Source organism: Streptomyces sp. NPDC007164, assembly GCF_040634135.1.
Lineage (GTDB): Bacteria > Actinomycetota > Actinomycetes > Streptomycetales > Streptomycetaceae > Streptomyces > Streptomyces sanglieri.
Genome location: NZ_JBEYFB010000018.1, coordinates 32,556 through 53,355, shown reverse-complemented (window position 1 = coordinate 53,355; position 20,800 = coordinate 32,556). Strand labels below are relative to the sequence as shown.

The 20,800-nt window shown below is 71.0% G+C and carries 21 protein-coding genes and 1 pseudogene; 11 read left to right on the top strand and 11 right to left on the bottom strand.

Annotated elements, in window-relative coordinates; all coding sequences use genetic code 11:
- Window positions 1–261: 261 nt before the first annotated feature.
- A complete protein-coding gene (locus ABZ622_RS22620) occupies window positions 262–1,782 on the top strand; it encodes an FAD-dependent oxidoreductase (protein WP_360545817.1) in 1,521 nt (506 codons plus the stop codon).
- A 159-nt stretch (window positions 1,783–1,941) separates the two neighbouring features.
- Here ABZ622_RS22620 and ABZ622_RS22615 read toward each other — a convergent pair whose 3' ends face one another.
- Together ABZ622_RS22615 and ABZ622_RS22610 are read right to left on the bottom strand one after the other, a co-directional pair.
- Entirely contained in the window at window positions 1,942–2,745 is an 804-nt protein-coding gene (locus tag ABZ622_RS22615; RefSeq protein ID WP_360545815.1) for a glucose 1-dehydrogenase, read from the bottom strand.
- A 146-nt stretch (window positions 2,746–2,891) separates the two neighbouring features.
- Window positions 2,892–3,986 (bottom strand): FAD-dependent oxidoreductase, encoded by a 1,095-nt coding sequence (locus tag ABZ622_RS22610; RefSeq protein ID WP_360545813.1) that lies wholly within the window; start codon window positions 3,984–3,986, stop codon window positions 2,892–2,894.
- A 160-nt stretch (window positions 3,987–4,146) separates the two neighbouring features.
- Between ABZ622_RS22610 and ABZ622_RS22605 the strand changes: the two genes are divergently transcribed.
- Both ABZ622_RS22605 and ABZ622_RS22600 read left to right on the top strand, forming a co-directional pair.
- Window positions 4,147–5,112 (top strand): NADP-dependent oxidoreductase, encoded by a 966-nt coding sequence (locus tag ABZ622_RS22605; RefSeq protein WP_360545811.1) that lies wholly within the window; start codon window positions 4,147–4,149, stop codon window positions 5,110–5,112.
- A 116-nt stretch (window positions 5,113–5,228) separates the two neighbouring features.
- A complete protein-coding gene (locus ABZ622_RS22600) occupies window positions 5,229–5,882 on the top strand; it encodes a TetR/AcrR family transcriptional regulator (RefSeq protein WP_360545809.1) in 654 nt (217 codons plus the stop codon).
- Between the two features lie 41 nt (window positions 5,883–5,923).
- On the opposite strand, the gene ABZ622_RS22595 is transcribed toward ABZ622_RS22600, so the two are convergent.
- Window positions 5,924–6,514, bottom strand: a complete 591-nt coding sequence (locus ABZ622_RS22595) for a cysteine hydrolase family protein (protein WP_360545807.1) — start codon at window positions 6,512–6,514, stop codon at window positions 5,924–5,926.
- 255 nt (window positions 6,515–6,769) lie between these two features.
- Here ABZ622_RS22595 and ABZ622_RS22590 point away from each other — a divergent pair, with 255 nt between their 5' ends.
- Window positions 6,770–7,798: a GlxA family transcriptional regulator gene (locus tag ABZ622_RS22590; protein ID WP_360545805.1), complete on the top strand. Its 1,029-nt coding sequence runs from the start codon at window positions 6,770–6,772 to the stop codon at window positions 7,796–7,798.
- Between the two features lie 44 nt (window positions 7,799–7,842).
- Window positions 7,843–8,598 carry a hypothetical protein gene (locus tag ABZ622_RS22585; protein WP_360545803.1) on the top strand — a complete coding sequence of 252 codons (756 nt, stop codon included), beginning with the start codon at window positions 7,843–7,845 and terminating at the stop codon, window positions 8,596–8,598.
- A gap of 32 nt (window positions 8,599–8,630) precedes the next feature.
- Here ABZ622_RS22585 and ABZ622_RS22580 read toward each other — a convergent pair whose 3' ends face one another.
- The 5 genes from ABZ622_RS22580 to ABZ622_RS22560 all read right to left on the bottom strand — a co-directional run bounded on the left by ABZ622_RS22580 (window position 8,631) and on the right by ABZ622_RS22560 (window position 13,286).
- Complete coding sequence (locus tag ABZ622_RS22580) at window positions 8,631–9,068, bottom strand: hypothetical protein (protein ID WP_360545801.1); 438 nt, start codon at window positions 9,066–9,068, stop codon at window positions 8,631–8,633.
- Between the two features lie 114 nt (window positions 9,069–9,182).
- Window positions 9,183–10,004, bottom strand: coding sequence for an isocitrate lyase/phosphoenolpyruvate mutase family protein (locus tag ABZ622_RS22575; RefSeq protein ID WP_360545799.1), 822 nt, complete (start codon window positions 10,002–10,004; stop codon window positions 9,183–9,185).
- A gap of 261 nt (window positions 10,005–10,265) precedes the next feature.
- Window positions 10,266–10,907: a GntR family transcriptional regulator gene (locus tag ABZ622_RS22570; protein ID WP_360545995.1), complete on the bottom strand. Its 642-nt coding sequence runs from the start codon at window positions 10,905–10,907 to the stop codon at window positions 10,266–10,268.
- 248 nt (window positions 10,908–11,155) lie between these two features.
- The gene (locus ABZ622_RS22565) at window positions 11,156–11,824 is read right to left on the bottom strand and encodes a class I SAM-dependent methyltransferase (RefSeq protein WP_360545797.1); all 669 of its coding nucleotides are present in this window, start codon (window positions 11,822–11,824) and stop codon (window positions 11,156–11,158) included.
- A gap of 145 nt (window positions 11,825–11,969) precedes the next feature.
- A complete protein-coding gene (locus tag ABZ622_RS22560; RefSeq protein ID WP_360545796.1) occupies window positions 11,970–13,286 on the bottom strand; it encodes an amidohydrolase family protein in 1,317 nt (438 codons plus the stop codon).
- A gap of 227 nt (window positions 13,287–13,513) precedes the next feature.
- Between ABZ622_RS22560 and ABZ622_RS22555 the strand changes: the two genes are divergently transcribed.
- Window positions 13,514–14,104 (top strand): AAA family ATPase, encoded by a 591-nt coding sequence (locus tag ABZ622_RS22555; protein ID WP_360545794.1) that lies wholly within the window; start codon window positions 13,514–13,516, stop codon window positions 14,102–14,104.
- 50 nt (window positions 14,105–14,154) lie between these two features.
- Here the strand turns inward: ABZ622_RS22555 and ABZ622_RS22550 are convergent, their stop codons facing one another.
- Together ABZ622_RS22550 and ABZ622_RS22545 are read right to left on the bottom strand one after the other, a co-directional pair.
- Complete coding sequence (locus tag ABZ622_RS22550; RefSeq protein WP_360545792.1) at window positions 14,155–14,862, bottom strand: response regulator transcription factor; 708 nt, start codon at window positions 14,860–14,862, stop codon at window positions 14,155–14,157.
- Complete coding sequence (locus ABZ622_RS22545) at window positions 14,859–16,064, bottom strand: sensor histidine kinase (RefSeq protein ID WP_360545790.1); 1,206 nt, start codon at window positions 16,062–16,064, stop codon at window positions 14,859–14,861. The genes ABZ622_RS22550 and ABZ622_RS22545 overlap by 4 nt, the downstream gene beginning before the upstream one ends.
- 179 nt (window positions 16,065–16,243) lie before the next feature.
- Between ABZ622_RS22545 and ABZ622_RS22540 the strand changes: the two genes are divergently transcribed.
- The 3 genes from ABZ622_RS22540 (at window position 16,244) to ABZ622_RS22530 (ending at window position 19,014) form a co-directional block, all read left to right on the top strand.
- Window positions 16,244–17,254, top strand: a complete 1,011-nt coding sequence (locus ABZ622_RS22540) for an ATP-binding cassette domain-containing protein (RefSeq protein ID WP_360545788.1) — start codon at window positions 16,244–16,246, stop codon at window positions 17,252–17,254.
- Entirely contained in the window at window positions 17,251–18,024 is a 774-nt protein-coding gene (locus ABZ622_RS22535; RefSeq protein ID WP_360545786.1) for an ABC transporter permease subunit, read from the top strand. The genes ABZ622_RS22540 and ABZ622_RS22535 overlap by 4 nt, the downstream gene beginning before the upstream one ends.
- A gap of 309 nt (window positions 18,025–18,333) precedes the next feature.
- Window positions 18,334–19,014 carry a DUF4232 domain-containing protein gene (locus tag ABZ622_RS22530; RefSeq protein WP_360545784.1) on the top strand — a complete coding sequence of 227 codons (681 nt, stop codon included), beginning with the start codon at window positions 18,334–18,336 and terminating at the stop codon, window positions 19,012–19,014.
- Between the two features lie 111 nt (window positions 19,015–19,125).
- Here ABZ622_RS22530 and ABZ622_RS22525 read toward each other — a convergent pair.
- Window positions 19,126–19,275: pseudogene (locus ABZ622_RS22525) on the bottom strand (MFS transporter); the annotation flags it as partial.
- Between ABZ622_RS22525 and ABZ622_RS22520 the strand changes: the two are divergent.
- Window positions 19,205–19,513 carry a YdeI/OmpD-associated family protein gene (locus tag ABZ622_RS22520; protein WP_360545782.1) on the top strand — a complete coding sequence of 103 codons (309 nt, stop codon included), beginning with the start codon at window positions 19,205–19,207 and terminating at the stop codon, window positions 19,511–19,513. The pseudogene ABZ622_RS22525 and the gene ABZ622_RS22520 sit on opposite strands and share 71 nt — an antisense overlap.
- Window positions 19,514–19,827: 314 nt before the next feature.
- Window positions 19,828–20,601, top strand: coding sequence for a class I SAM-dependent methyltransferase (locus ABZ622_RS22515; RefSeq protein ID WP_360545780.1), 774 nt, complete (start codon window positions 19,828–19,830; stop codon window positions 20,599–20,601).
- Window positions 20,602–20,800 lie beyond the last annotated feature (199 nt).

The window sequence follows — 20,800 nt, the reverse complement described above, 5'->3', positions numbered from 1 at the left end:
GATCCGGAGTCGGCGATCAAGACAGGTCAGTGCAGAGCTTCGTCAGGCTTTCTCCGGGACTCCGCGGCAATGTCAGACCGGCGCCGGGCAATGACAGAAGCGCGCATGAACTTGACTGATTGCGGTCGTTTGAGTCAGGCGAGCTACGTGAATGGCCGCGCCGACGACGTCCTGGTGCAGCATGGAGCCGCCTGTCCCGGCACCCCAGCACCCCCGCGTCCTTCGACTGCAGTAATTCCGACTGTAGGAAGCGAGTTGCGGATGTCCCACACCCCTGAGCCCCCCGCCGCCGACGGCCCCGAGACAACCCCCGGCTCCCACCCGGTCGTCGTGGCCGGAGCAGGACCCACCGGGCTGCTGCTTGCCGGAGACCTCGCGGCGGCCGGCGTGGACGTCGTGGTGGTCGAGAAGCGCCCGGAAGGCATCAGCAATCTGACCCGCGCCTTCGGCGTGCACGCCAGAACCCTCGAACTCCTCGACGCCCGCGGCCTCGCCGACGAACTCGTCGCCACCGGCCAGGTCGTCAGCGAGCTGAGACTCTTCGGATCCATTCCGTTCGACATCGGCGCGCTGCAGTCCCGATTCCCCTTCCTCCTGGTCACTCCGCAGTACGAGGTGGAGAGGCTGCTGCTGCGCCGGGCATTGAAGAACGGCGCGGTCATCCGCTACGGGACCGAGGTCCTCGGCCTGACGCAGGACAACGCGGGCGTCACCGTCTCGGTGCGCGCCGCACAGCACGACACAACCCTGCGAGCCGGCTATCTGGTCGGCGCGGACGGAACGCGGAGTGCGGTGCGCGAGGCGCTCGGGCTGCCCTTCCCCGGCAAGGTGGTGATCCGGTCGGTGGCACTCGCCGATGTGAAGTTCACCGCGCAGCCGCCCCTCGCGGTACGGGTGCACGGCACGGGTGACGCCTTCGGCTTCATCGCCCCCTTCGGCGACGGCTACTGGCGCGTCGGCGGCTGGGACCGGGCCCACCGGGGCGAACCCGACGACGCCCCCGTCGAGTTCGAGGAGCTGCGCGCCATCATCGAGCGGGCCTTCGGATCCGACTTCGGGATGCACGACCCGCGCTGGCTCTCCCGCTTCCACAGCGACGAGCGCCAGGTGCCCGACTACCGGGTGGGTCGCGTGCTGCTGGCCGGCGACTCCGCCCATCAGCACTCGCCGGCCGGCGGCCAGGGAATGAACACCGGTCTTCAGGACGCCGTCAACCTCGGCTGGAAGCTGGCGGCCGTGCTCGGTGGGTGGGCCTCCGACGCGCTGCTGGACACCTACCACAGTGAGCGCCACCCGGTCGGCAAGGCGGTGCTGCGCAGCAGTGGCCTCAACCTGCGGCTGGCCATGGCACACAATCCACTGGAGGTGGCCCTGCGCACGGTACGGAAGCTGGTGGTCACCCATGTGCCGCCGGTGGCACGGCAGGCGGTCGGCGAGGTCACCGGGATCGGCTGTTCCTACCCGGCGGGGCGTGGGGCGCACCCGCTGGTGGGGAAGCGGGCGCCGGATCTGGCGCTGGACCGCGGCCGGCTCTACGAGGTGCTGCGGGAGGGACGGTTCGTCCTCGTCCTGCCGGCGGCCGGGAAGTGCGACAAGCCGCGCGAACCCACCGGGTTCGACGCCGCCGAGCGGCGGAAGCGACTGGTCGTCACCCATCGCACGGACGGCGGCACCGCCACCGCGCGCGAGGCGGTCCTGGTGCGGCCCGACGGCTACTACGCCTGGGCCGGAGCGGCGGACTGGACGGCGATCGAGGCGGGCATCACCCCCTGGGTGGGATGACCTGCGCGTTCGGTGAGCCTCGTGCGTCCTCCCTGGCGTCCTCGACGCCCTCCACGCCCTTGACGCCCTCGGCATCCTCGGCGTCCTCGGCTATGTGAGCGGCCCGGAGCAGTCCGTCGTGACTGCTCCGGGGCCGTTCGGGCGCGGGACGTCACGCTCTCAACGCGGCGGCAGCGGCGAGAGAGTGGGGAGATGAGCGAGGAAGCCGCCGTCCACGGACAGCACCTGCCCGGTGATGAAGGAGGCGGCAGGGGAGGCGAGAAAGGCCACCAGTTGGCTCACGTCGTCCGGTGTGCCCAGCCGCGGAATGAGGTTCGCGCTCCGGAACATCTCCTGCACCGGTGCGGGCATGTCCGCCTCCAGCGCCGGAGTGCGCACCAGCCCGGGGGCGACGGCGTTGCAACGTATGCCGTCCGCACCGTACGCGGCGGCCACGAAGCGGGTCAGCGCGACCAGCCCGCCCTTGGAACTGCCGTAGGCGACCATCACCCGGTCCCCTGACAGGCCCTGGCCACTGGTGATGTTGATGATCGACCCGCCGCCGCGCTCGATCATCACCGGCACGGTGTGCTTGCACAGCAGCATGGGACCGCGCAGGTTCACGGCGAGTACCTGGTCCCACAGCTCGACGGACATCGACACCACGTCCCGGTCCTGCCGGATCGCGGAGGTCAGCGCCGCGTTGTTGTCGAGTACGTCGATGCCGCCGAAGGTGTCCACGGTGAAGTCCACCAGGCCTTTGACACTGTCCTCCGAGGTGATGTCGACGCCGCGCCCGACCACCGAAAGACCCTTGGCGGCCAGCTCCGACGCCGCTGCCCGAGCCGGCTCCTCGGCGACGTCCGCCAATACGACATCTGCTCCCGCGGTCGCGAGCGCCTCCACGGTGGCGACTCCGATCCCTCCCGCCCCGCCGGTGACCACGGCCACCTTTCCGGCGAGGGACTGCGTTCCGTCGGCCATCGGTCATCGACCTCTCGTTCGGGACGGGGTGTTGCCCCCGATCCTGGCGGATGTGCGTGAAGACGGTGCTGCGGAATCGTGTCGTGATCAGCTGAGCCGGGCCGCTCGCGAACGGAGCCGGCGTGCCATCGGCCGGCCCCGGTCGATCAGGCCGAGGTGCCGAACAGCTCGGCGAACCGCCCGAGCAGCAGATCGTCGCCCTTGTAGCGGGCCGTCTCCGCCGCGCCCAGCACCGTCGGGCCGTCGGGTCCAGGCACCTGCGAGGCACCGCCGGTCGAGCCCAGCGGTACCAGTACCGCGTCCTCGCCCGGCCGGTACGTCTGCTCCGCGGGCCGGCCGGCGGCCAGCGCCCTGATGTTGTCTGCGACCACGGCCGCGTGCTCGGACGCGGCCTTGGACCGCTTCGGCTCGGGGACGGCCGTGACGTCTCCGACGGCGAAGACGTTGGACGCGCCGGCCACCCGCAGATACTCGTCCACCTCCACATGCCCGTCCGGGCGCCGGGCGGCGGCGAGTTCACCGTGCAGCATGTCGCTGAGCGGCACCACGCCGTAGCAGCGGAACCACAGATCCGCGTCGATCCGTACGCCCGCCGCCGTGGTGACCGAGAACGGCTCGTGCATGCCCGGCGGCACCGACGGCGGTGCCGTCAGCGCGCTGCCCAGCTCCAGCCGTACGCCACGCGCGGTCAGTTGCTCGCGCAGCGAGCGGCGCAGCTCGGGCAGATAGCGGCCGCCGAGCACGTCGTCGGCGGGATCGACCAGCACGACCTCGGTGTCCGGCCACTGCTCGGTGATCTCCCCGGCCAGCTCCAGCCCCACGGGGCCGGCCCCGAGCAGCAACACCCGTGACGCTGCGGCGAGTTCGGCGCGGGTCGCGGCGTGCCGGGTCTGCGAGTCGGCACTGCCTTCGGTGTCGGGCTTGGCCGGGTAGGGGTAGGAGGAGCCGGTGGCGAGGACTATGTAGTCCGCGTCGGCCCGGGTGCCGCCGGCGGTGGTGACACCGCCCGCGTCCACCTTCACGGCGCGGTCGCGCAGATGTCGGCCCCGGGTGAACAGGCCCTCGTAGCCGAAGTAGATCCGTTGTGCCCAGTCCGCGTCGACCAGCCCGCGCAAGGCCGCCACCGCGTGCACGAAGGCGTCCCTGGGGTCGATCAGTACGACGTCGAAGTCGGGGTCGAGCTGACGGGCCAGGGCGGCCCCTCCGTATCCGCCGCCGACGATCACGACCGTGCTGCCCATACGTTGTGCTCCTTGTTCTCACCGCGCGGAACCCACTGTCCGGAACGGGGCTCCGTGTTCTGAACGGGGCTCCGCCCACGTTCGCGGAGCCTAGTGGGCCGCTCAGCTAAAATGCAATCAGCATGGCAATTAACGTCCGTCGGAAGCATCGAGGTGTCGCATGCCCATGGCCTACGTCTACGAACGCTTCGGCGGACCGGAGGTCGAGCACTTCGCGGACCTCCCTCAACCGGTCGCGGGTCCCGGCCAGTTGCTGATCGCGGTACGGGCGGCGGGGGTCAACCCGGTGGACTGGAAGCGCCGTTCCGGCCGTCGGCCGGCCGGGGCTCCCGTGGTGCGGCTGCCTGCGGTGATGGGCGGCGAAGCCGCGGGCGAGGTGGTCGCGCTCGGCCCCGGCACCACCGGCTTCGCCTTGGGGGACGCGGTCCTCGGCGGACCGCTGACCGGCGGGTACGCGCAGTACACACTGCTGCCCGCGCGGGCAGCAGTGCACAAGCCGCCGGAGGTCGCCTGGACGGACGCCGCCGTGCTGCCGATCGCCGCCGCCACCGGCTACGGCGCAGTGCGCCAACTCGGTCTGCCGCCGGGGGCGACGCTGCTGGTGACCGGGGTCGCGGGAGGGGTCGGGGTGGCGGCTGCCCAGGTGGCGGTGGGCAGCGGGCTGACCGTGGTGGGCTCGGCGGCCGCGGGCAGAAGGGAGTTCGCCGAGGCGCTCGGCGTACGGTTCGTCGCCTCCGGGCCGGGTCTTGCCGCACGTGTGCGGGCCGCCGCGCCGCACGGTGTGGACGGCGTCCTCGACCTGGTGGGAGGAGCGGTCCTGGAGGAGGTCGCCGGCCTCCTGCCGGACCAGGACCGGGCGCGGCTGGTGAGCGGCGCCGACCGGGAGGCCGTCGCCGCGCTCGGCGGCGTACCGGTCGGACCGGTGCGGGATCCGTCGGTCCTGGGCGCCGTGGTGGAGCTGGTCCGGACCGGTGCCCTGGATCCGAAGGTGACCCGAGTGGTCCCGTTCGAGCAGGCCGCACTGGCGGTCCGGGCGGTGGAGGGCGGGCACAGCCGGGGCAAGACGGTCCTGGAGATGCCACCCCTGGGAGTGGGGCCCGCACCACGCGTGCGGGCCGCCGAGTAGCGCAAGGACCGGAAAGTGAAGTACAACGTGCACGGTAAATCGGGCACGGACCAATCGAGCAACCGGAGGCATCCCTGAACACCACACCCACAGCGCCCGCCGATCCGGCAGCGGCCGTGGTGCCGCGCACGTCCGGCGCGGGCCGCCCCGGCGGGAGGGCCAAGAAGCACCGGGCCATCACACAGGGCGCGCGCACCGTCTTCGGCCGGGAGGGATACAGCCGCACCAGCATCGAGGCCATCGCCGCCGAGGCCGGGGTCTCCACGCGCACCATCTACAACCATTTCGACGGCAAGGACCACCTCTTCTCGGACGTGGTGCACGACAGCGCCAGCCAGGTCGCGGACGCCTTCATCGCGACCGTGCACGAGCAGGTCACCGGCGCCGACCCGCAGGCCGACCTGCTCGCACTGGGCCGCGCCTTCGTCGGCCAACGCACCCAGTTCCCCGAGCACTTCGCGATGATGCAGCAGATCATGGCCGAAGTGCAGCACTTCCCCGCCAGTGTGATCGACACCTGGCAGCAGGCCGGCCCCCTGCGGGTACAGCGTGAGGTCGCCCGACAGCTGGAACAGCTCACGGAGGCCGGGCTGTTGTGCATCGAGGACTCGGCTCTGGGCACCTTGCACTTCATCGCCCTGGTGTCCTCCGAGATTTCCGTCCGCCCCTACGGAAGCCCCCCGCTGAGCCCGGCCCGGATGCGCGACTGTGTGACCAGGGCCGTCGACACCTTCCTCCACGGTTACGGGACCGCGCGCGGCACCGAGTAGCGCGGAACGGTGGGCTGCCTCCGCAGATCGGTCCCGGCGAATCAGGTCAGGGACTTCCCGGACTCGACGACGACCCCGTAGAGGTCGGAGATCGTGGCGAGCGCGCTGTGGTGGATCTGGTCGGCGGTCAGCTCGGTGCCGACCGAACGCAGCGGGCGCGTCGCGCAGGCGTCGGCCACCACCGTGGGCCGGTTCCCGCGCAGGAACGCGCCCTCCGTGGTGAACGTGACGCACATGTGCGTCATGAAGCCCGCGACGATGACGTCCTTGTTGCCGGCGGCGTCGACGTGCTCGGCCAGGTCGGTGTCGACGAAGGCGTTCGGGGCCTTCTTCACGACGACGGGCTCGCCCTCGACCGGCGCCACGCTCGGGTGGATCCGGCCGATCTCCGCCCGGATGTTGTACGGGGTGCCCTCGCCGCCGTCGTTGATGACGTGGATGACCTTCGTACCCGCCTCACGGGCCCGGCCCAGCAGCGCGGCGGCGGAGTCGAGCGCGGCCTGCCAGCCCTCCAGCTCCATCACACCACCGACGTAGGTGTTCTGGTAGTCGACCAGGATCAGGGTCGAATCGGCGAGCGACGCGGGTGTCTCGTCGAGGCCGTTGAGTTCGCGCAGAGTCGTCGTGGCCATGGAATTACCGCCTCAGGTCGAGCCAGGATTTGTCGCCCACCCACTCGGTGAGCCGCATCCAGAACGCTACGGCCGGCCGGGCCATGTCGGCAATGCCATCTAACATGCAGATACCGACATCGCGGATGCAGACATCGCAGGTGTGGACGTCACAGATATGGAAGTCGCGGATGCGGACATCACAGGCGTATACATCGCTGCTGCCGACCGGCGGAGACCCAATGAAACCGGAGACCCAATGAACGCGAAGACCCCATGAGCGCCGTCGAACGACTCGTCGTCATCGTCCTTTTCGAGGGCGTCGACCTGCTGGACGTCACCGGGCCCCCGGAGGTGTTCGCCCTCCTGCGACGCGAGACGGACGACGAGACGGGCTACACCGTGCTTCTCGCCGCCGAGACCATGGACCCTGTCACCACCTCCGCCGGCGTACGCATCCTCCCCGACACCACCTTCGAAGAGGCGGCCACGCGGAGCATCGACACCCTCCTGGTGCCCGGGTCGGTGGAAGTGGACGACCGACGCCGCGTACACGCCCTCACCGACCCCACCGTGGTCGACCGGGTGAAGGCACTCGCCGCCAGGACACGGAGGGTCACATCGGTCTGCGTCGGAGCACACATCCTCGCCGCCGCCGGGCTGCTCGACGGCAAGCGCGCCACCACCCACTGGTCGACCGCGCAACAACTCGCCGCCGACCACCCCGCGGTGGAGGTCGACGCGGACCCGATCTTCATCCGCGAGGGCGACGTGTGGACCGGAGCGGGCATCAGCGCCTGTCTCGACCTGTCGCTCGCCCTCGTCGCCGACGACTTCGGCGAGGCCGTCGCACTGCGTGTCGCCCGGCAACTCGTGATGTATTTGAAGCGGCCGAGCGGGCAGAGCCAGTTCAGCGTCCCCCTCGAACCCCTCTCCACGACACGGCGCATCGAGGACCTCCGCCACCACATCATGGCCAATGTCGGCGCACCGCTCACCGTCGTGGACCTCGCCGAGTACGCCCATGTCGGCGAGCGGCAGCTCACCCGGATCTTCAAGACCGAGCTCGGCATGACCCCGAGTGCGTACGTCGAGTCGGTCCGCGTCGAAAGGGCGCGCAACCAGCTCGAATCCACCGACGCCACGCTCGAACGCATCGCGTCCGCCTGCGGGTTCGGTACCACTGACACCCTCATCCGGGCGTTCCGCCGGAAACTCGACACAACACCGACGGAGTACCGGCAGCGGTTCCGGGCCGGCCCCGATGTTCCGTCGCCACGGGGCGGCCGACGACGGAAGGGCTGAGATCCGTCCCGTACAGCCCGCACAGCCCGTATAGGTTGACGTGCATGACGCACCACGAGGACGAGCCGCATGACGCCGACGCCGTCGTCGTGGCGGCGTGGGGCCGAACGGAAACGTGGCTGAGGGCGCACGCCCCGATGTCACGGGCGACGCTGCGTCCGCCCGCGACCCCGGAGCAGCTGGCCGCGGCCGAGCAGAACACCGGTCGTGCCCTGCCCGCCGGGCTGAAGGCGCTGTGGCTGCTGCACGACGGCACCCATGAGATGCCCGCGCATCTGGCGACGTTCGAGATGATGGCCGGCTACCAGGAGACGCTCGCCCTTCCGTTGCCCCTCAAGCTGAGGTGGCTGTGGGACATGGGGGCGGGCAGCGAGCTGTACCCGCAGGCACCGGACCCGGCCGAATTCGAGCGGGAGCCCGGCTACGCGGAGATGCTCGGGCGCCCGCTGCCCGACCAGATCCTGTGGCTGTGGGTCCGCGGCGGCCGGCCGCTGCCCGCGCTGCTGGTCGGTGACGAGGAGGCGGCGGAGGACCTGAACACCTTCCTGCACGGGGAAGGGCTGCTGCGGATCGACCGGGCCACCGATCTGCACGCCATGATGGTCTCGACCGGCGAATGGCCCGGCAGCTGGTTGCCCTTCACCGCGGACAATCCGGACGACCCGTACGCGGGGTCGTTCCTCGACACCGGGACCGGGAAGGTCGGCCGCTGGGGGCTGATGGACGTGCCCTCTCCCGGCCAGGAGACCCTCGCCGAATACCTGTCGCGCGCGGCCGACGCACTGGACCGGAGCGCATAGCGAAGCACCCCGCCCCCGGGCCCGAGCTCTTCTCACTCGGTCGAGTGGCCCACGTCCGGAGGGCTGGCCTTCGGGGTGAACACCTCGGTGATCCGGGTGGCGACCCCCTTCTCCACCACGACGATCGCCATCACGCCGCCGTTGCCCGCCTCCTTCAGCTCGTCCAGCGTGCAGCGGTCGGTGGCCTCGGGGGTGTGCTCACCGCAGATGTTTCCGGCGCCGTAGACCTCGGTCCGGTCCGAGACGGAGAACCGCTGCCCCGTACCGGACACATGGATGGCGTACTTGCCCGGCGTCAGGTAGGAGACCGTTCCCGGCCCGAGCGTTCCACTCGTCCCAGGGGACGGGCTCACCGCCGGCGTCCCGGCGGGCTCCACCGAGCCATCTTCCTGACATGCCGTCAGGAGTGAGACACCTACGACGAGTGCGGCCGCGAACAGCAGGGGCCTGGAAGGGCGGGTCGGGCGCATGGCCTGGACACCTTTCGGAAGGGGATTGCGGGACCACCCTGCTACGAGTCCGCCGGTCATGGCCTTGCCGTCACCGTTTCGCGACACACTTGGGCCCGGGTGCGGGCCTGGGACTCAGCGCGGCGGTTCGGTCAGGAGCAGCGCGTTGAGCGTTGCGTAGTCGAATCCGCCCTCCAACTCCGTCGTCGTGCCCTTCTCCAGCAGTTCGTGGGCTGCTCGCCGGACCAGGGCGTACGCCGCCTCGGCAATGGAGGATCCCGCGCTGATACGGGCGATTCCCGCCCCGGCGAGCTCGGACACGGGCGGTGCCCCGGGACCGGCCAGGACGTTCACCGGCAGGGGCTGGGAGACCACGAGCGGCCTGACCGCCTCGGCGGTCAATGTGCCGAGGACGAAGATGCCGTCCGCGCCGGCTGCCGCGTAGGCGCGTGCGCGGGCCAGCGTCTCGTCCAGCCAGGCCGTGCGGTTGCCGGGCGGCAGTCGGTGCGTGTCGATGCGGGCGTTGATGAACAGCGGGACGCCGGTCTCGTCGGCGGCCCTGCGTGCTGCTGCGATACGTTCCGCCTGCTCGGCGATGGGACGCAGGGTGTCCTCCAGGTTGATGCCCACGGCTCCGGCCGCCAGGACGCCACGCACGGTCTCGGCCACGCCTGCCGGGTCGGTCGCGTAGCCGCGTTCGATGTCGGCGGTGACCGGCACGTCGACGACGGCTGTGATCCGTGTGATCGCGTCCAGCGCCTGGTCACGCGTCAGACGGTCGCCGTCGCCATGGCCGAGTGACCAGGCGACCCCGGCGCTGGTGGTCGCGACTGCGGGTGCACCGGCGTGCGCCACCACGCGGGCGGACGCCGCGTCCCATGCGTTGGGCAGGACCACCGGCGTTCCGGGCACGTGCAGAGAGCGGAACAGCTGCGCTTTGTCGAGAAGTGTTGCCATGTGCGGCACTGGATCATGGGCGTTCGACGAAAGAGCACCGCCCCCACTCTTCCTGAGCCACCGGGCACGGCCTTCGACACCCTTGCGGGTGTGTGCCGGTCATCCACCGGGAGGCGAGCGCCACCGGCGGCGCCTCCCGGCAGACTCCACCGACCGGCCACGACAGGCAGCGAATTCATCCGCCCGCGTACCAGCAGGAAACCACCGTAGCCACCGCAACTACCGCAACCACCGCCTGCCCAGACACGTGCCAAAGCCCAGCTAAGGGGCCGTCACCGCGCGCAGTGCGAGCTCCCGGCTCTTGCGTACGTGGAGGAGGGTGATCGCCGCAGCCGCGTCGGCGTCTCCCGCGGCGATGCGTTCGTACATCTCGCCGTGTTGGGCACGCATGGGAGCGGGTTCCGTGTTCAGGCCGAAGAGCAGGCGGAGCTGGCCGTTCAACCGCTGCATGAGCTGGGCCAGCAGCGGGTTGTCGGCGAGCGCCACGATCCCGTCGTGGAAGGTGGTCCCGGCGCCGTTCTCCCGCGTCCGGTCCCCTGCGGCGGCGGCCGCCTCCGCCTGTTCCAGTACGGCCCGCAGCTCCGCCAGCCCGCCGGGCTCGCCCGGTGCGGCCAGGGCCACGCGGCGGGCGGCGAGGCGTGAGGCCTGAATGGCCAGCGGCTCCCACACGTCGTACAGGTGCTCCACCTCGGCACGCTCCAGCCGGCGCACCCGTACGCCGCTGTGCGGCAGCAGATCGAGCAGCCCTTCCTCCACCAGGGCCCGCAGCGCCTCGCGCACCGGCACCCGCGACATCTGGAGGTCCTGGGCGATCTCCCGCTCCACCACCCGGCTGCCCTGGGCGTAGCTGCCGTCGATGATGCGATCCCTGACGGCCCGGCGCGCGACCTCGCTCAGCGGGATGCGCGTCGCCGGGGCGGACGGCTGTTCCCCGTCGCCCTTCCGGCCGGTGCCTGCCGTCACGTGTGCCGTCCTCCTTGTGCCTTCCAGCCTGTCCCGGCCGCCCGGACCTCGTCCGGGCCGCCCCGTCACCTTATGCGCGTACGGGGACGACGGGGACGACAGGACGGGGACGGAGGGACAGGCGGACAGACGGACAGGCGGAGGGACGGGGCCGGGGCCGGGGGGGCCGCTCAGCACCCGTCCGGTGTTCAGGCGGGGCGCTCGGCCATGATGACCACGCCCGGCCCGGTGTGCTCATCCGCGGGGAGCCGGAGTTCGGCGACCGGGCGCAGTCCGGCCTGCTCGATCAGGTCCATGAACTGTTCCGGCCGCCATTTGTACGTGGTCCAGCGGACGGGCACTCCTCCGTAGGCGTCGGTGCGCGCGAAGTCCTCGTCGCCGACGTGCGTCGCGGTGATGAAGTGGCCGCCCGGCTTCAGGGCACGCGCGAACATGGCGAGAACCTGGGGAAGGACGTCGCGGGGGAGATTGAACAGTGACCACCACCCGAGTACGCCGCCGAGGGACGCCTCCGCAAGGTCGAGGTCGGTGGCGGAGGAGACGCTGAAGCGGCATTGCGGGTGAAGACGGCGCGCGTTTTCGATCATGCCGGACGAGAGGTCGACCCCGGACACGTCGAGTCCGCGTTCGGCGAGGTAGGCGGTCACCGTGCCGGGCCCGCAGCCGACGTCGAGGACGGGCCCGAGATCGTTCACCGTGTCGGCGAAGGCGTCGATCGACGCCTTGAGCCATGGATGACGGCGGATGTCGCCTATTCCCGTCGTCACCACCATGTGGGCGTAGTTGTCGGCCACCCGGTCATAGGACTCGCGGACCATGTCGAGATCCGCTGGACGGTCAATATGGTTTGAACGCATCGGCCAACAATAGGGCGGCTGCCTCGAAGAGCATCGGCGTACGGCCGTTGGCGCCGGGATCGGTCCCGGTCCCCGCCAGGTCCGGCGCCGTCGCGGCGCCAACGGCCGTTGAATCGTTCGGCGAGAGGCTCTGGGCCGGGAGTCGTCAGACCAGTCGGCCGTCGCGGGCGACCACGCGTCCACCGTGCACCACCATGTCGCGTGCGGGCATGTCCACCACGACCTGCGGCAGGCATTCGGCGCGGAGCAGGACGAAGTCGGCAGGCGAGCCCGGGGAGAGGTCGGCGCGGGGCAGCCGCATGACGTCGGCACCGCCGTGCGCGCCGGCTTCGTAACAGGCGGACAGTTCCTTGTCGAGGCGCACGTCCGTAACCCAGCCGAGCAGGTGCGTCCGGTGGAACATGTCCGCGTTGCCGAAGGGGCTCCAGGAGTCGCGCACCCCGTCGGAGCCGAGCCCGACCCGTACGCCGTGCTCGCGCAGCTTCTCGATCGGCAGGACCAGCGACGCGCTCGGTGCCACGGTGGTCAGGGCAATGTCCAGATCGCTCAGGTCAGCGGCGGTCTTCGCCAGTTCGGCGTCGGAGAGGCCGGGCAGGCAGAAGACGTGGCTGACGGTCACCCTGCCCTTCAGGGACAGCGCCCGGGTGCGGTCGATGATGCCGCGCAGCACCGCCAGGCCGGTCTCGCCCCGGTCGTGGAGGTGGATGTCGACGCCGACGCCGTACCGGTCCGCGAGGCCGAAGAGCAGGTCCAGTTGCTCGTCCAGGGCGTGGTCGAAGCTGATCGGGTCGAGCCCGCCGACCATGTCCACGATCCCGCTGCGGGCGGCCTCCCGGAGCAGCTCCGCGGTGCCGGGGGTACGGATGACGCCGTGCTGCGGGAAGGCCACGATCTGTACGTCGAGCGCGTGCTTGAGCCGTTCGCGTGCCTGCCCCAGGCCTTCCACGCAGGCCAGGCCGTAGGCCGGGGCGATGTCGGCGTGCGCCCGCATCGCCCTCGTACCCCGGGTCACGGCGTGTGCCATCAGCCCGTACGCCCGCTCGGCCACCGGTCGACGCTGGCTGCGGAACAACTCGGCGTCCTGCTGGGCGAGTTCGGCGATGCTGTCGGCCGGCTTGCGCGACACCCAGTCGCCGCCCCACGTCGTCTTGTCGGGGTGGATGTGCGCGTCGACCAGGGCCGGCAGGGCGATGCGCCCGCCGCCGTCGATCACCTTGGCGCCCCTGGGGGCCCGGCCAGGGGCGATGCGGCCGTCGACGACCGTGAGGTCCACCGGCTTCGCCGCGCCCATGGGCCGCACGTCGCGGAAGACCACCGCGTTGCGGGGCTCACGGCGCGATTCGCCGCGGGAGTCGGCCACGGCCGACGAGATACCCGCGGACATGGCGACACCGGCGCCCGCCAGGGATGCGGCACCCGCGAGGACACCGCGTCGGGACGGTGGGGAGGGAGTGGGCGTCATGGGACTCCTTCGGCTTGGTCTGAGACATCGGGGCCGAGCCCCTTGTCCATTCCTTGTCCATCCGATGCGGACCGGAATCCGGTTTGTATACCAAGACAATGAGACAGGCAAGAGCCCCAAAGACCGTCACAGCATTTGCCCGAAATAACCCCTCTCGAATCTCCCACCTCGCGCGTATTGGTATACGAACACCCTGGGTGGCGCACCGGGCGTACGCACCTGATCCGATGAACGAGCCGAATGGCGAGAGGAGTTGGACCACGCACCGGAACCCGCCGGCGGCCGACGGGTCGATCATCTTTCTGAACGGCACATCCAGTTCGGGCAAGTCGAGCATCGCCCGGGAGCTCGTGACGGCCCTCGGCGAGCCGTGCTTCCACATGCCCGTGGACGCGTTCCATGCCATGCGGACGACGCCCGAGATGCCCCCGGACCAGTTGAATGTCACGCTCAAGCTCACCTGGATGGGGTTCCACCGCGCGGTCGCGGGCATGGCCGCCGTGGGAAACACCGTCGTCGTGGACCACGTCCTGAGCGAGCCCTGGCGTCTCCAGGACTGCCTGGCCCTGTTTCCCCCTCGGAACGTCATCCTCGTCGCGGTGCGCTGTCCACTGCCGGAGCTGGAGCGGCGGGAGCAGGCGCGCGGTGATCGTCCGGCAGGGCTGGCCGCCGGCCAGTTCGACCAGGTCCATTCCCACGGCGTCTACGACATCGAGTGCGACACCAGCAGTGCGAGCCCGGCCGAGTGCGCCCGGGACATCAAGGAGTTCCTCCGCCGGCGGACGACACCCACCGCGTTCGAACGCATGCGCCGATGAAGTCCGGGTTCAGCGCATGAGAGTGGAGTCTGCGGGCGGGGAACCGGTGGTCACGGACCGATCGGCGGCCTTGCCGCCGTGACCAGGCCACTCTCGTACGCGACGATCACCAACTGGGCGCGATCGCGGCAGTCGAGCTTGGTGAGCAGATGGCCGACGTGGGTCTTCACGGTGGCGATGCCGAGGTACAGCCGTTCCGCGATCTCGGTGTTGGACAGGCCACGGGCCACGAGGGTGAGGACCTCGCGCTCGCGCCCGGTCACACCGTCCAGCGCGCGCGGCAACGGTTGCGAGGGCTGTGGGCGATGGGCGAACTCCGCGATCAGGCGCCGGGTCACAGCCGGTGCCAGCAGGGCATCGCCTGCGGCGACGACCCGTATCGCCGCGATCAGTTCAGCGGGCGGCGTGTCCTTGAGCAGGAATCCGCTGGCACCGGCCCGCAGCGCGGCGTAGACGTACTCGTCCAGGTCGAACATCGTCAGCATCAGCACCTTGACGTCCGCCGTGCCGGGAGAGCCGCAGATCTGCCGGGTCGCCTCGATGCCATCCAGCCCGGGCATCCGTACGTCCATCAGGACCACATCCGGCGGATCCTGCCGGGCACTGCGCACCGCCTCCGCGCCGTTCGCCGCCTCCGACGTGGCCACCAGGCCGGGCTCGGCGTCGACGAGCACCCGCAGGCTGCCGCGCAGCAGCGCCTGGTCGTCGGCGATCAGCACCCGGACCGGGGCGGCGGACACATCGGCGGGGCGGGTCATGGGCTCTCCTCGTACGGCAGGGACGCGTGCACCGCGAAGCCGCCTTCCGGACGCGGTCCGGCGGTGAGGGTGCCGCCGTACATGGCGACGCGTTCGCGCATGCCGACGATGCCATGGCCGCCCGTCGTCCGCGCCAGGGGTGCCCAGCCGTCGCCGTCGTCGGTGATGTCGATCCGGACCTCGCGGCCGTTCGCGCCGACCACCACCCGGCAATGGGCCCCCGGGCCGGCGTGCTTGACGACATTGGTCAGCGCCTCCTGGACTATCCGGTAGACGGCCAGCGCGACTCCGTCGGGCAGGTTCTCGATACCGCTCACCGTCAGCTGCGCACCGGCCTGCCCGACGAGTTCGGGAAGTGCGACAGCTCCGGGGACCGGGCCGAAGGACACCGGCTGCCGCTCGCCCTCGGGGGTGCGCAGCACACCGAGCATCCGGCGCATGTCGTTCAGCGCGGTGCGGCTGGTGCGTTCGATGACCCGCAACGCGTCGTGCGCCTCCTTCGGTCTGACGTGCAGGACGTGGTTGGCGACACCGGCCTTGACCGCGATCAGGCCCATGCTGTGGGTGACGACGTCGTGCAGTTCGCGGGCGACCCTCAGGCGTTCCTCCGCGACGGCTCGCTGCGCGAGCTGTTCCGCCGCCCGGACGGCGAACGCGCGCCGCTGCCGCGCGGCCCGCCCCAGCTGCCAGGAGGCGAGCAGCGCGGTGAGACCGAGCAGCAGCAGCCCCGGGCCACCGCGCCACCAGTACGCGTCGCCCGCATGCGTCGCTCCGGCGGCACCGGCCAGGGCCAGGGCCGCCAACGCCAGTCCGGGCAGCCATCGTTGCCACCACCGGTGCGACGGCAGCGTGAGGGCGACGGTGTACATGGCGTACGCCGCCGACAGGAACGGATCCCATGTGGCGTCCCGTACAACGGCGACGGCAGTCACCACCAGCACGAGGACGAACACGGGCAACGGCCAGATCCTCCGTACGGCGACCGGTGCGGTAGCTGCGGCGATGAGTACCGGCAGCTCCCACGGCTCCGGGGCCGTGGAGGCAGTCACGGAGGGCGGGGCGGCCGTCGAACCGGTCAGCAGCAGCGCGGCCGCGTATACGAACACGAACGCGCAGTCCAGGGTGATGCGTTGGCGTCGACTCAGCCGCCGGGCCAGGATCGGATGGTCGTCGTCCGGGTCCACCTCAGTACCTGCTCGCACCTCTCGACCCTAACCAGGCGTACGACGCTCCGCCTCCGCCCCCGGGCTGTCCCGGCGCGCCCCCCTGCGGTCGGAGGCCCGGCCCCCGATGAGGTCCCGTCTCCACCCGTGGGTGGAGGGAAGGACGTCGGCCCCGGGCCCGATGCGGTGGGACCCGCGGGTCGCGAACCATCACCGGCATGATCGAAGTGACCGACCTGACCAAGCGTTACGGGAACACCACCGCGGTGGACGGGCTCAGCTTCCGGGTACGGCCCGGCCTGGTGACCGGGTTCCTGGGACCCAACGGCGCCGGAAAATCCACCACGCTGCGCATGATGCTGGGCCTGGACCGGCCGACGGCCGGCGAGGTACGCATCGGCGGCGCACCGTACCGGCAGCTGCGCGATCCGCTGCGTACGGTGGGTGCGCTGCTCGACGCCGGGGCCGTGCACCCCGGCCGGACCGCGCTCAACCATCTGCGGTGCCTGGCCCGGAGCAACCGGATCCCGGCACGCCGTGTCCATGAGGTGATCGAGCTGGCCGGGCTGGAGGGCGCCGCGCACCGGCGGGCGGGGTCGTACTCGCTGGGCATGGGCCAACGGCTGGGAATCGCCGCGGCGTTGCTCGGCGAACCCGCCGTCGTGGTGCTCGACGAGCCGGTCAACGGGCTCGACCCGGAAGGCGTCCGGTGGATCCGGCGCCTCCTGCGGGGCCTGGCGGCCGAAGGACGCACCGTCCTGATGTCCAGTCATCTGATGGGCGAGGCGGCACTCACCGTCGACCACCTCGTCGTGATCGGTCGCGGCCGGCTCCTCGCGGACACCGGCATGACCGCGTTCATCGACGAACACACGGAGGCGGGGGTGCGGGTGCGCACGCCGGAACCGGAACGGCTGCGCGATGTGCTGGCCGGCGCAGGGATCGGGGTCGCCGACTGCGCCGACGGGAGTCTGCGTGCGTCCACCGACGCGGAGCGGGTCGGCGAACTCGTCGCGGCACACGCGGTGCCGGTACACGAGGTGACCCGTACCCACGCGTCCCTGGAAGAGGCATTCATGCGGCTGACCGCCGCCGCGGTCGAGTACCGCTCGGAACGGCCGGGAACCGATCGGCCCGACATAAAACACCCCACACCGGAACAGTCTGAAACAGAAAATTCCGGAACGGAACAGTCCGAAGCGGAACAGTCTGGAGGAGCACACCGATGAGCAGCAACTCGCCCCGGGCGGTTCTCGCCGCCGAATGGACCAAGGTGTGGACGCTGCGCTCGACCGGTTACACCCTGCTGCTGGCCTTCGTACTCAGCACCGGCATCGGCACCCTGATTGCGTTCAACTGGCGCTCCGACATCGAGCACGTCGTCCACTTCGATCCGCTGGTCGCCGCCCTGTACAGCGTGACTCTCGGGCAGCTCGCCCTCGTCGTGCTGGGCGCGCTGCTCGTAGGTTCCGAGTACTCGTCCGGGTCGATCCGGACCTCGCTGACCGCGGTACCCCGGCGTGGTCTGCTCTACGCCGGCAAGATGCTGGCCGGCACCCTGACAGCCTTCGCCGGATCGACGGTGATCGTCGTCGTCACGTTCCTCGCGGCACAGGCGGTGCTCGGCCCGTACCGCACCGGGCTCACCGCGGACGGAGTCCCGTCCGCGCTCGCCGGAGCCATCGTCTACCTGACCCTGATCTGTGCCTTCTCCATGGGAATCGCGACCGTCGTACGCAGTTCGGCGGTCGCGATGGGCATCCTGCTGCCGCTGCTGTTCCTCGGCTCCCAAGGGCTCGGAAACATCCCCGCCCTGAAGCCCGTCCTGCGGTATCTGCCCGACCAGGCCGGCCTGGAACTGATGCACATCGCCGGGCCGTCCGGCGACGGACGCTACGGCCCCGGCTACGGATCCGGCGCGGCCCTCGTCATTCTGCTGGCCTGGACGGCAGCCGCGCTGATCGGCGGCTACCTGGTCCTGCACAGGCGAGACGCCTGACGGCCGACCGGGTCGCGGACGCTCACTTCCGCGCCGCCCTGTCCCCCGCGGCCGGCACCCCGACACCGACTGCTCGGAGCGGCGGACGCGTACGTCCCGCAGAGGAGAAGATCCATGCGCAGATGGCCGGCTCGTCCTCGTCCTCGTCCTCGTCCTCCAGAAGAGTCACCAGGTCGGCGAGTGCGTCAGTGGTTCATCAGCCGGACGTCAGCAGAACGGCAGGAAGGGGGCCAAAGCTATGAGCAGACCAGCCGCCGCACCCGGCAGCAACCGTAAATCGCACCGACCGCATCACACGGGGAGCCCCACATGCGTACGCCCATCCGCCGCCCTGCCGTACTCGCCGCGACCGCCGTGGCCGCCCTCAGCCTGACGCTCACCGCCTGTGGTGGTGAGGACGGCTCGAAGGACAACGGGGCCGCCGCGTCCGTCTCCGCCGAGCAGGGTACGAGCGGAAGCAGCGGTGGCAGCAACGGCGGCGGCGCGGGCACGACGGGTTCGACGGGTTCGACCAGCGCCGTTCAGGCCAGTGCCAAGAAGAAGTCCACCGCCAAGGCCCCGGCCTGCACCGTCAACGACGTCAAGATCTCCGCGGCCAAGCAGGCAGGCCCGCCCACCACGCACATCACCCTGACCGCGACCAACATCTCGGGCCACGCCTGCACCCTGCTCCAGTACCCGCTGCTCGGGTTCGGCGACCTCCCCCAGACCTCCAAGGACGTCCCTGCGGTCGCCAAGAGCAAGCCCGGCACCCCCATCGTGCTGAACGCCGGCACCCCGGCCTACGCGGCCGTGCGGATCAACAACGGCGGTGTCGACGAGAAGAACCACGCCGTCAGCTCCTTCTACGTGAACCTCTTCGCCGCCGACGGCCCGGCCGAGGGCAGCAAGACCGTCGCCGCGCCTAAGGGCGGAATCGCGGTCGACGACGCGGCCGCGAAGACCGGCTACTGGACGTACGAACTACGCAACGGCGCCGACGAGTTCTGAGACGGCACCCCGCGCGGTACGCGTTCGCAGCGGCGGTGCCGCGTACGCGCAGGAGCCGCGCACCACATGCAGCAGCGCCCCGGACACTCCCCCGTCCGGGGCGCTGCGCCGTCATCGCGCGAGCGGGGCCGGAAGGGTCCGCCCCAGTCGGGCGAGCGGGGACAGGGCCATCAGGGCGGGGGACAGCATCATGGCCGCGGCCGTCAGCAGGAGCGCGGGGCACAGCGCCCATTCCTGTGCGAGGAAGCCGCCGAGCAGCGAGCAGCAGCGCTCCCGGTCCCGCCGCGGCGAGCACGAGCCCGACGGCGGTGCCCGAGAGGCTGCCGAGGTACGCAGGGCCCACGCGGATCCCGGGGCCAGGAAGGCGTTCGAGGCGCTCAACAGGTCGGGGCGCTACCAGCTGATCCTTCCGTTGCTCCAGGCGCTCACCCCGGAGACCCGGAAGGCCCGGCTCGACAAGGCCCTGCACCGGCTGGTGCACGACGGTCCGGCGGAATGAGACCGGGGCCGCGCTTCCGGTCCGCCCGGGTTACGGGAGGACGGTCACCACATCGCCTTCCGGGGCCGGCTGAGCCCCACCGGGGACGGCTCGGCACTGCTGGACGTGGGCGGCGCGCCGCTCCTGTTCGAACTCGCGGTTCCGCCACCGCCGGGCGTCGTCGATACGGCATGGGTCGAGATGCGGGTCGGACGGGAAGGCGTCGGTCTGTGGCTGTACCGGCTCTGACCTGGGGCCGGGACGGCGGACGAGGTGACTCGGCGGGGCGATAACTCGGTGTCGTGGGCGGGCCCGTCGGCATTAGCCTGCCCCGCATGACCGAAATCGATCTTCCGCCGCGTCTGACCCGGCTCACCTTCCTCGGCCCGCTCTCCGAGACGCGAGCCGCGCGGATCGTCGACAGGCTCGGCCGGGGAGCCCCGGCGCGGGTCCTGGACATCGGCTGTGGCTGGGGGGAGTTGATGCTCCGCGTGCTCGACGCGGTGCCGGGGGCGACCGGGATCGGCATCGACCTCAACGGCGAGGACCTCGCCCGGGGACGCGCGAATGCCGAGGCCCGTGCGCTGTCCGGCCGCGTGGAGTTCGTCGAGGGGCCCGCCGGGGAGACGTCCCACGGGCCCGCCGACCTCGTCCTGTGTCTCGGTGCCAGCCACGCCCTCAGTGACGAGGAACCGCCCCGGCACACTGCCGACGCACTGCGTGCGCTTCGCCGGATCGTCGCGCCCGGGGGACGAGTCCTGCTCGCCGAGTGCTTCTGGCAGCGCTCCCCCACCTCCGCCGAACTGGCCGCGATGTGGCCGGACGCCCGTGCCGATGAACACCACGATCTGGCAGGCCTCGTCGACGTGGCGGTGGCCGCCGGGTTCCGGCCCCTCTGGATCGAGACGGCCGACGCCGACGAGTGGGAGGAGTTCGAGTCCGGCTACCAGTCGGACGTGGAGGAGTGGCTGGCCGCTCACCCGGACCACCCGCTTGCGCAGGAGACGCGCGAGCGCGTCGACCGGCACCGGGCGAGCTGGCTGAGGGGCTACCGGGGAGTGCTCGGGATGGCCTACCTCACGCTGGCCCCGGTGAACGGAACGGCCTGAGCGGATTGAGCGGATTCAGCGGGCTGACGGGCCGACGGGCCGACGGGCTGCCCCGGGGTACCCGGGGTCGTCGACGTACATCCGCGCGATGCGCACCTGCATCTGTCTCACGGTCGTGGTCCTGATCCTCGAACTGGCCAAGGGGAACAAGTAGTTCGTGGGGTGGCCGGTGAGAAAGACTGGGCCGGCCCGGGCACGC

Coding starts and splice junctions, on each gene's coding strand:
- ABZ622_RS22535 (WP_360545786.1), top strand. CDS start 17,251: ATGAGCAGCAACTCGCCCCGGGCGGTTCTCGCCGCCGAATGGACCAAG.
- ABZ622_RS22620 (WP_360545817.1), top strand. CDS start 262: ATGTCCCACACCCCTGAGCCCCCCGCCGCCGACGGCCCCGAGACAACC.
- ABZ622_RS22580 (WP_360545801.1), bottom strand. CDS start 9,068: ATGCGCCCGACCCGCCCTTCCAGGCCCCTGCTGTTCGCGGCCGCACTC.
- ABZ622_RS22520 (WP_360545782.1), top strand. CDS start 19,205: ATGGCCGCGGCCGTCAGCAGGAGCGCGGGGCACAGCGCCCATTCCTGT.
- ABZ622_RS22555 (WP_360545794.1), top strand. CDS start 13,514: ATGAACGAGCCGAATGGCGAGAGGAGTTGGACCACGCACCGGAACCCG.
- ABZ622_RS22610 (WP_360545813.1), bottom strand. CDS start 3,986: ATGGGCAGCACGGTCGTGATCGTCGGCGGCGGATACGGAGGGGCCGCC.
- ABZ622_RS22575 (WP_360545799.1), bottom strand. CDS start 10,004: ATGGCAACACTTCTCGACAAAGCGCAGCTGTTCCGCTCTCTGCACGTG.
- ABZ622_RS22615 (WP_360545815.1), bottom strand. CDS start 2,745: ATGGCCGACGGAACGCAGTCCCTCGCCGGAAAGGTGGCCGTGGTCACC.
- ABZ622_RS22515 (WP_360545780.1), top strand. CDS start 19,828: ATGACCGAAATCGATCTTCCGCCGCGTCTGACCCGGCTCACCTTCCTC.
- ABZ622_RS22585 (WP_360545803.1), top strand. CDS start 7,843: ATGACGCACCACGAGGACGAGCCGCATGACGCCGACGCCGTCGTCGTG.
- ABZ622_RS22560 (WP_360545796.1), bottom strand. CDS start 13,286: ATGACGCCCACTCCCTCCCCACCGTCCCGACGCGGTGTCCTCGCGGGT.
- ABZ622_RS22565 (WP_360545797.1), bottom strand. CDS start 11,824: ATGCGTTCAAACCATATTGACCGTCCAGCGGATCTCGACATGGTCCGC.
- ABZ622_RS22550 (WP_360545792.1), bottom strand. CDS start 14,862: ATGACCCGCCCCGCCGATGTGTCCGCCGCCCCGGTCCGGGTGCTGATC.
- ABZ622_RS22605 (WP_360545811.1), top strand. CDS start 4,147: ATGCCCATGGCCTACGTCTACGAACGCTTCGGCGGACCGGAGGTCGAG.
- ABZ622_RS22595 (WP_360545807.1), bottom strand. CDS start 6,514: ATGGCCACGACGACTCTGCGCGAACTCAACGGCCTCGACGAGACACCC.
- ABZ622_RS22530 (WP_360545784.1), top strand. CDS start 18,334: ATGCGTACGCCCATCCGCCGCCCTGCCGTACTCGCCGCGACCGCCGTG.
- ABZ622_RS22590 (WP_360545805.1), top strand. CDS start 6,770: ATGAGCGCCGTCGAACGACTCGTCGTCATCGTCCTTTTCGAGGGCGTC.
- ABZ622_RS22540 (WP_360545788.1), top strand. CDS start 16,244: ATGATCGAAGTGACCGACCTGACCAAGCGTTACGGGAACACCACCGCG.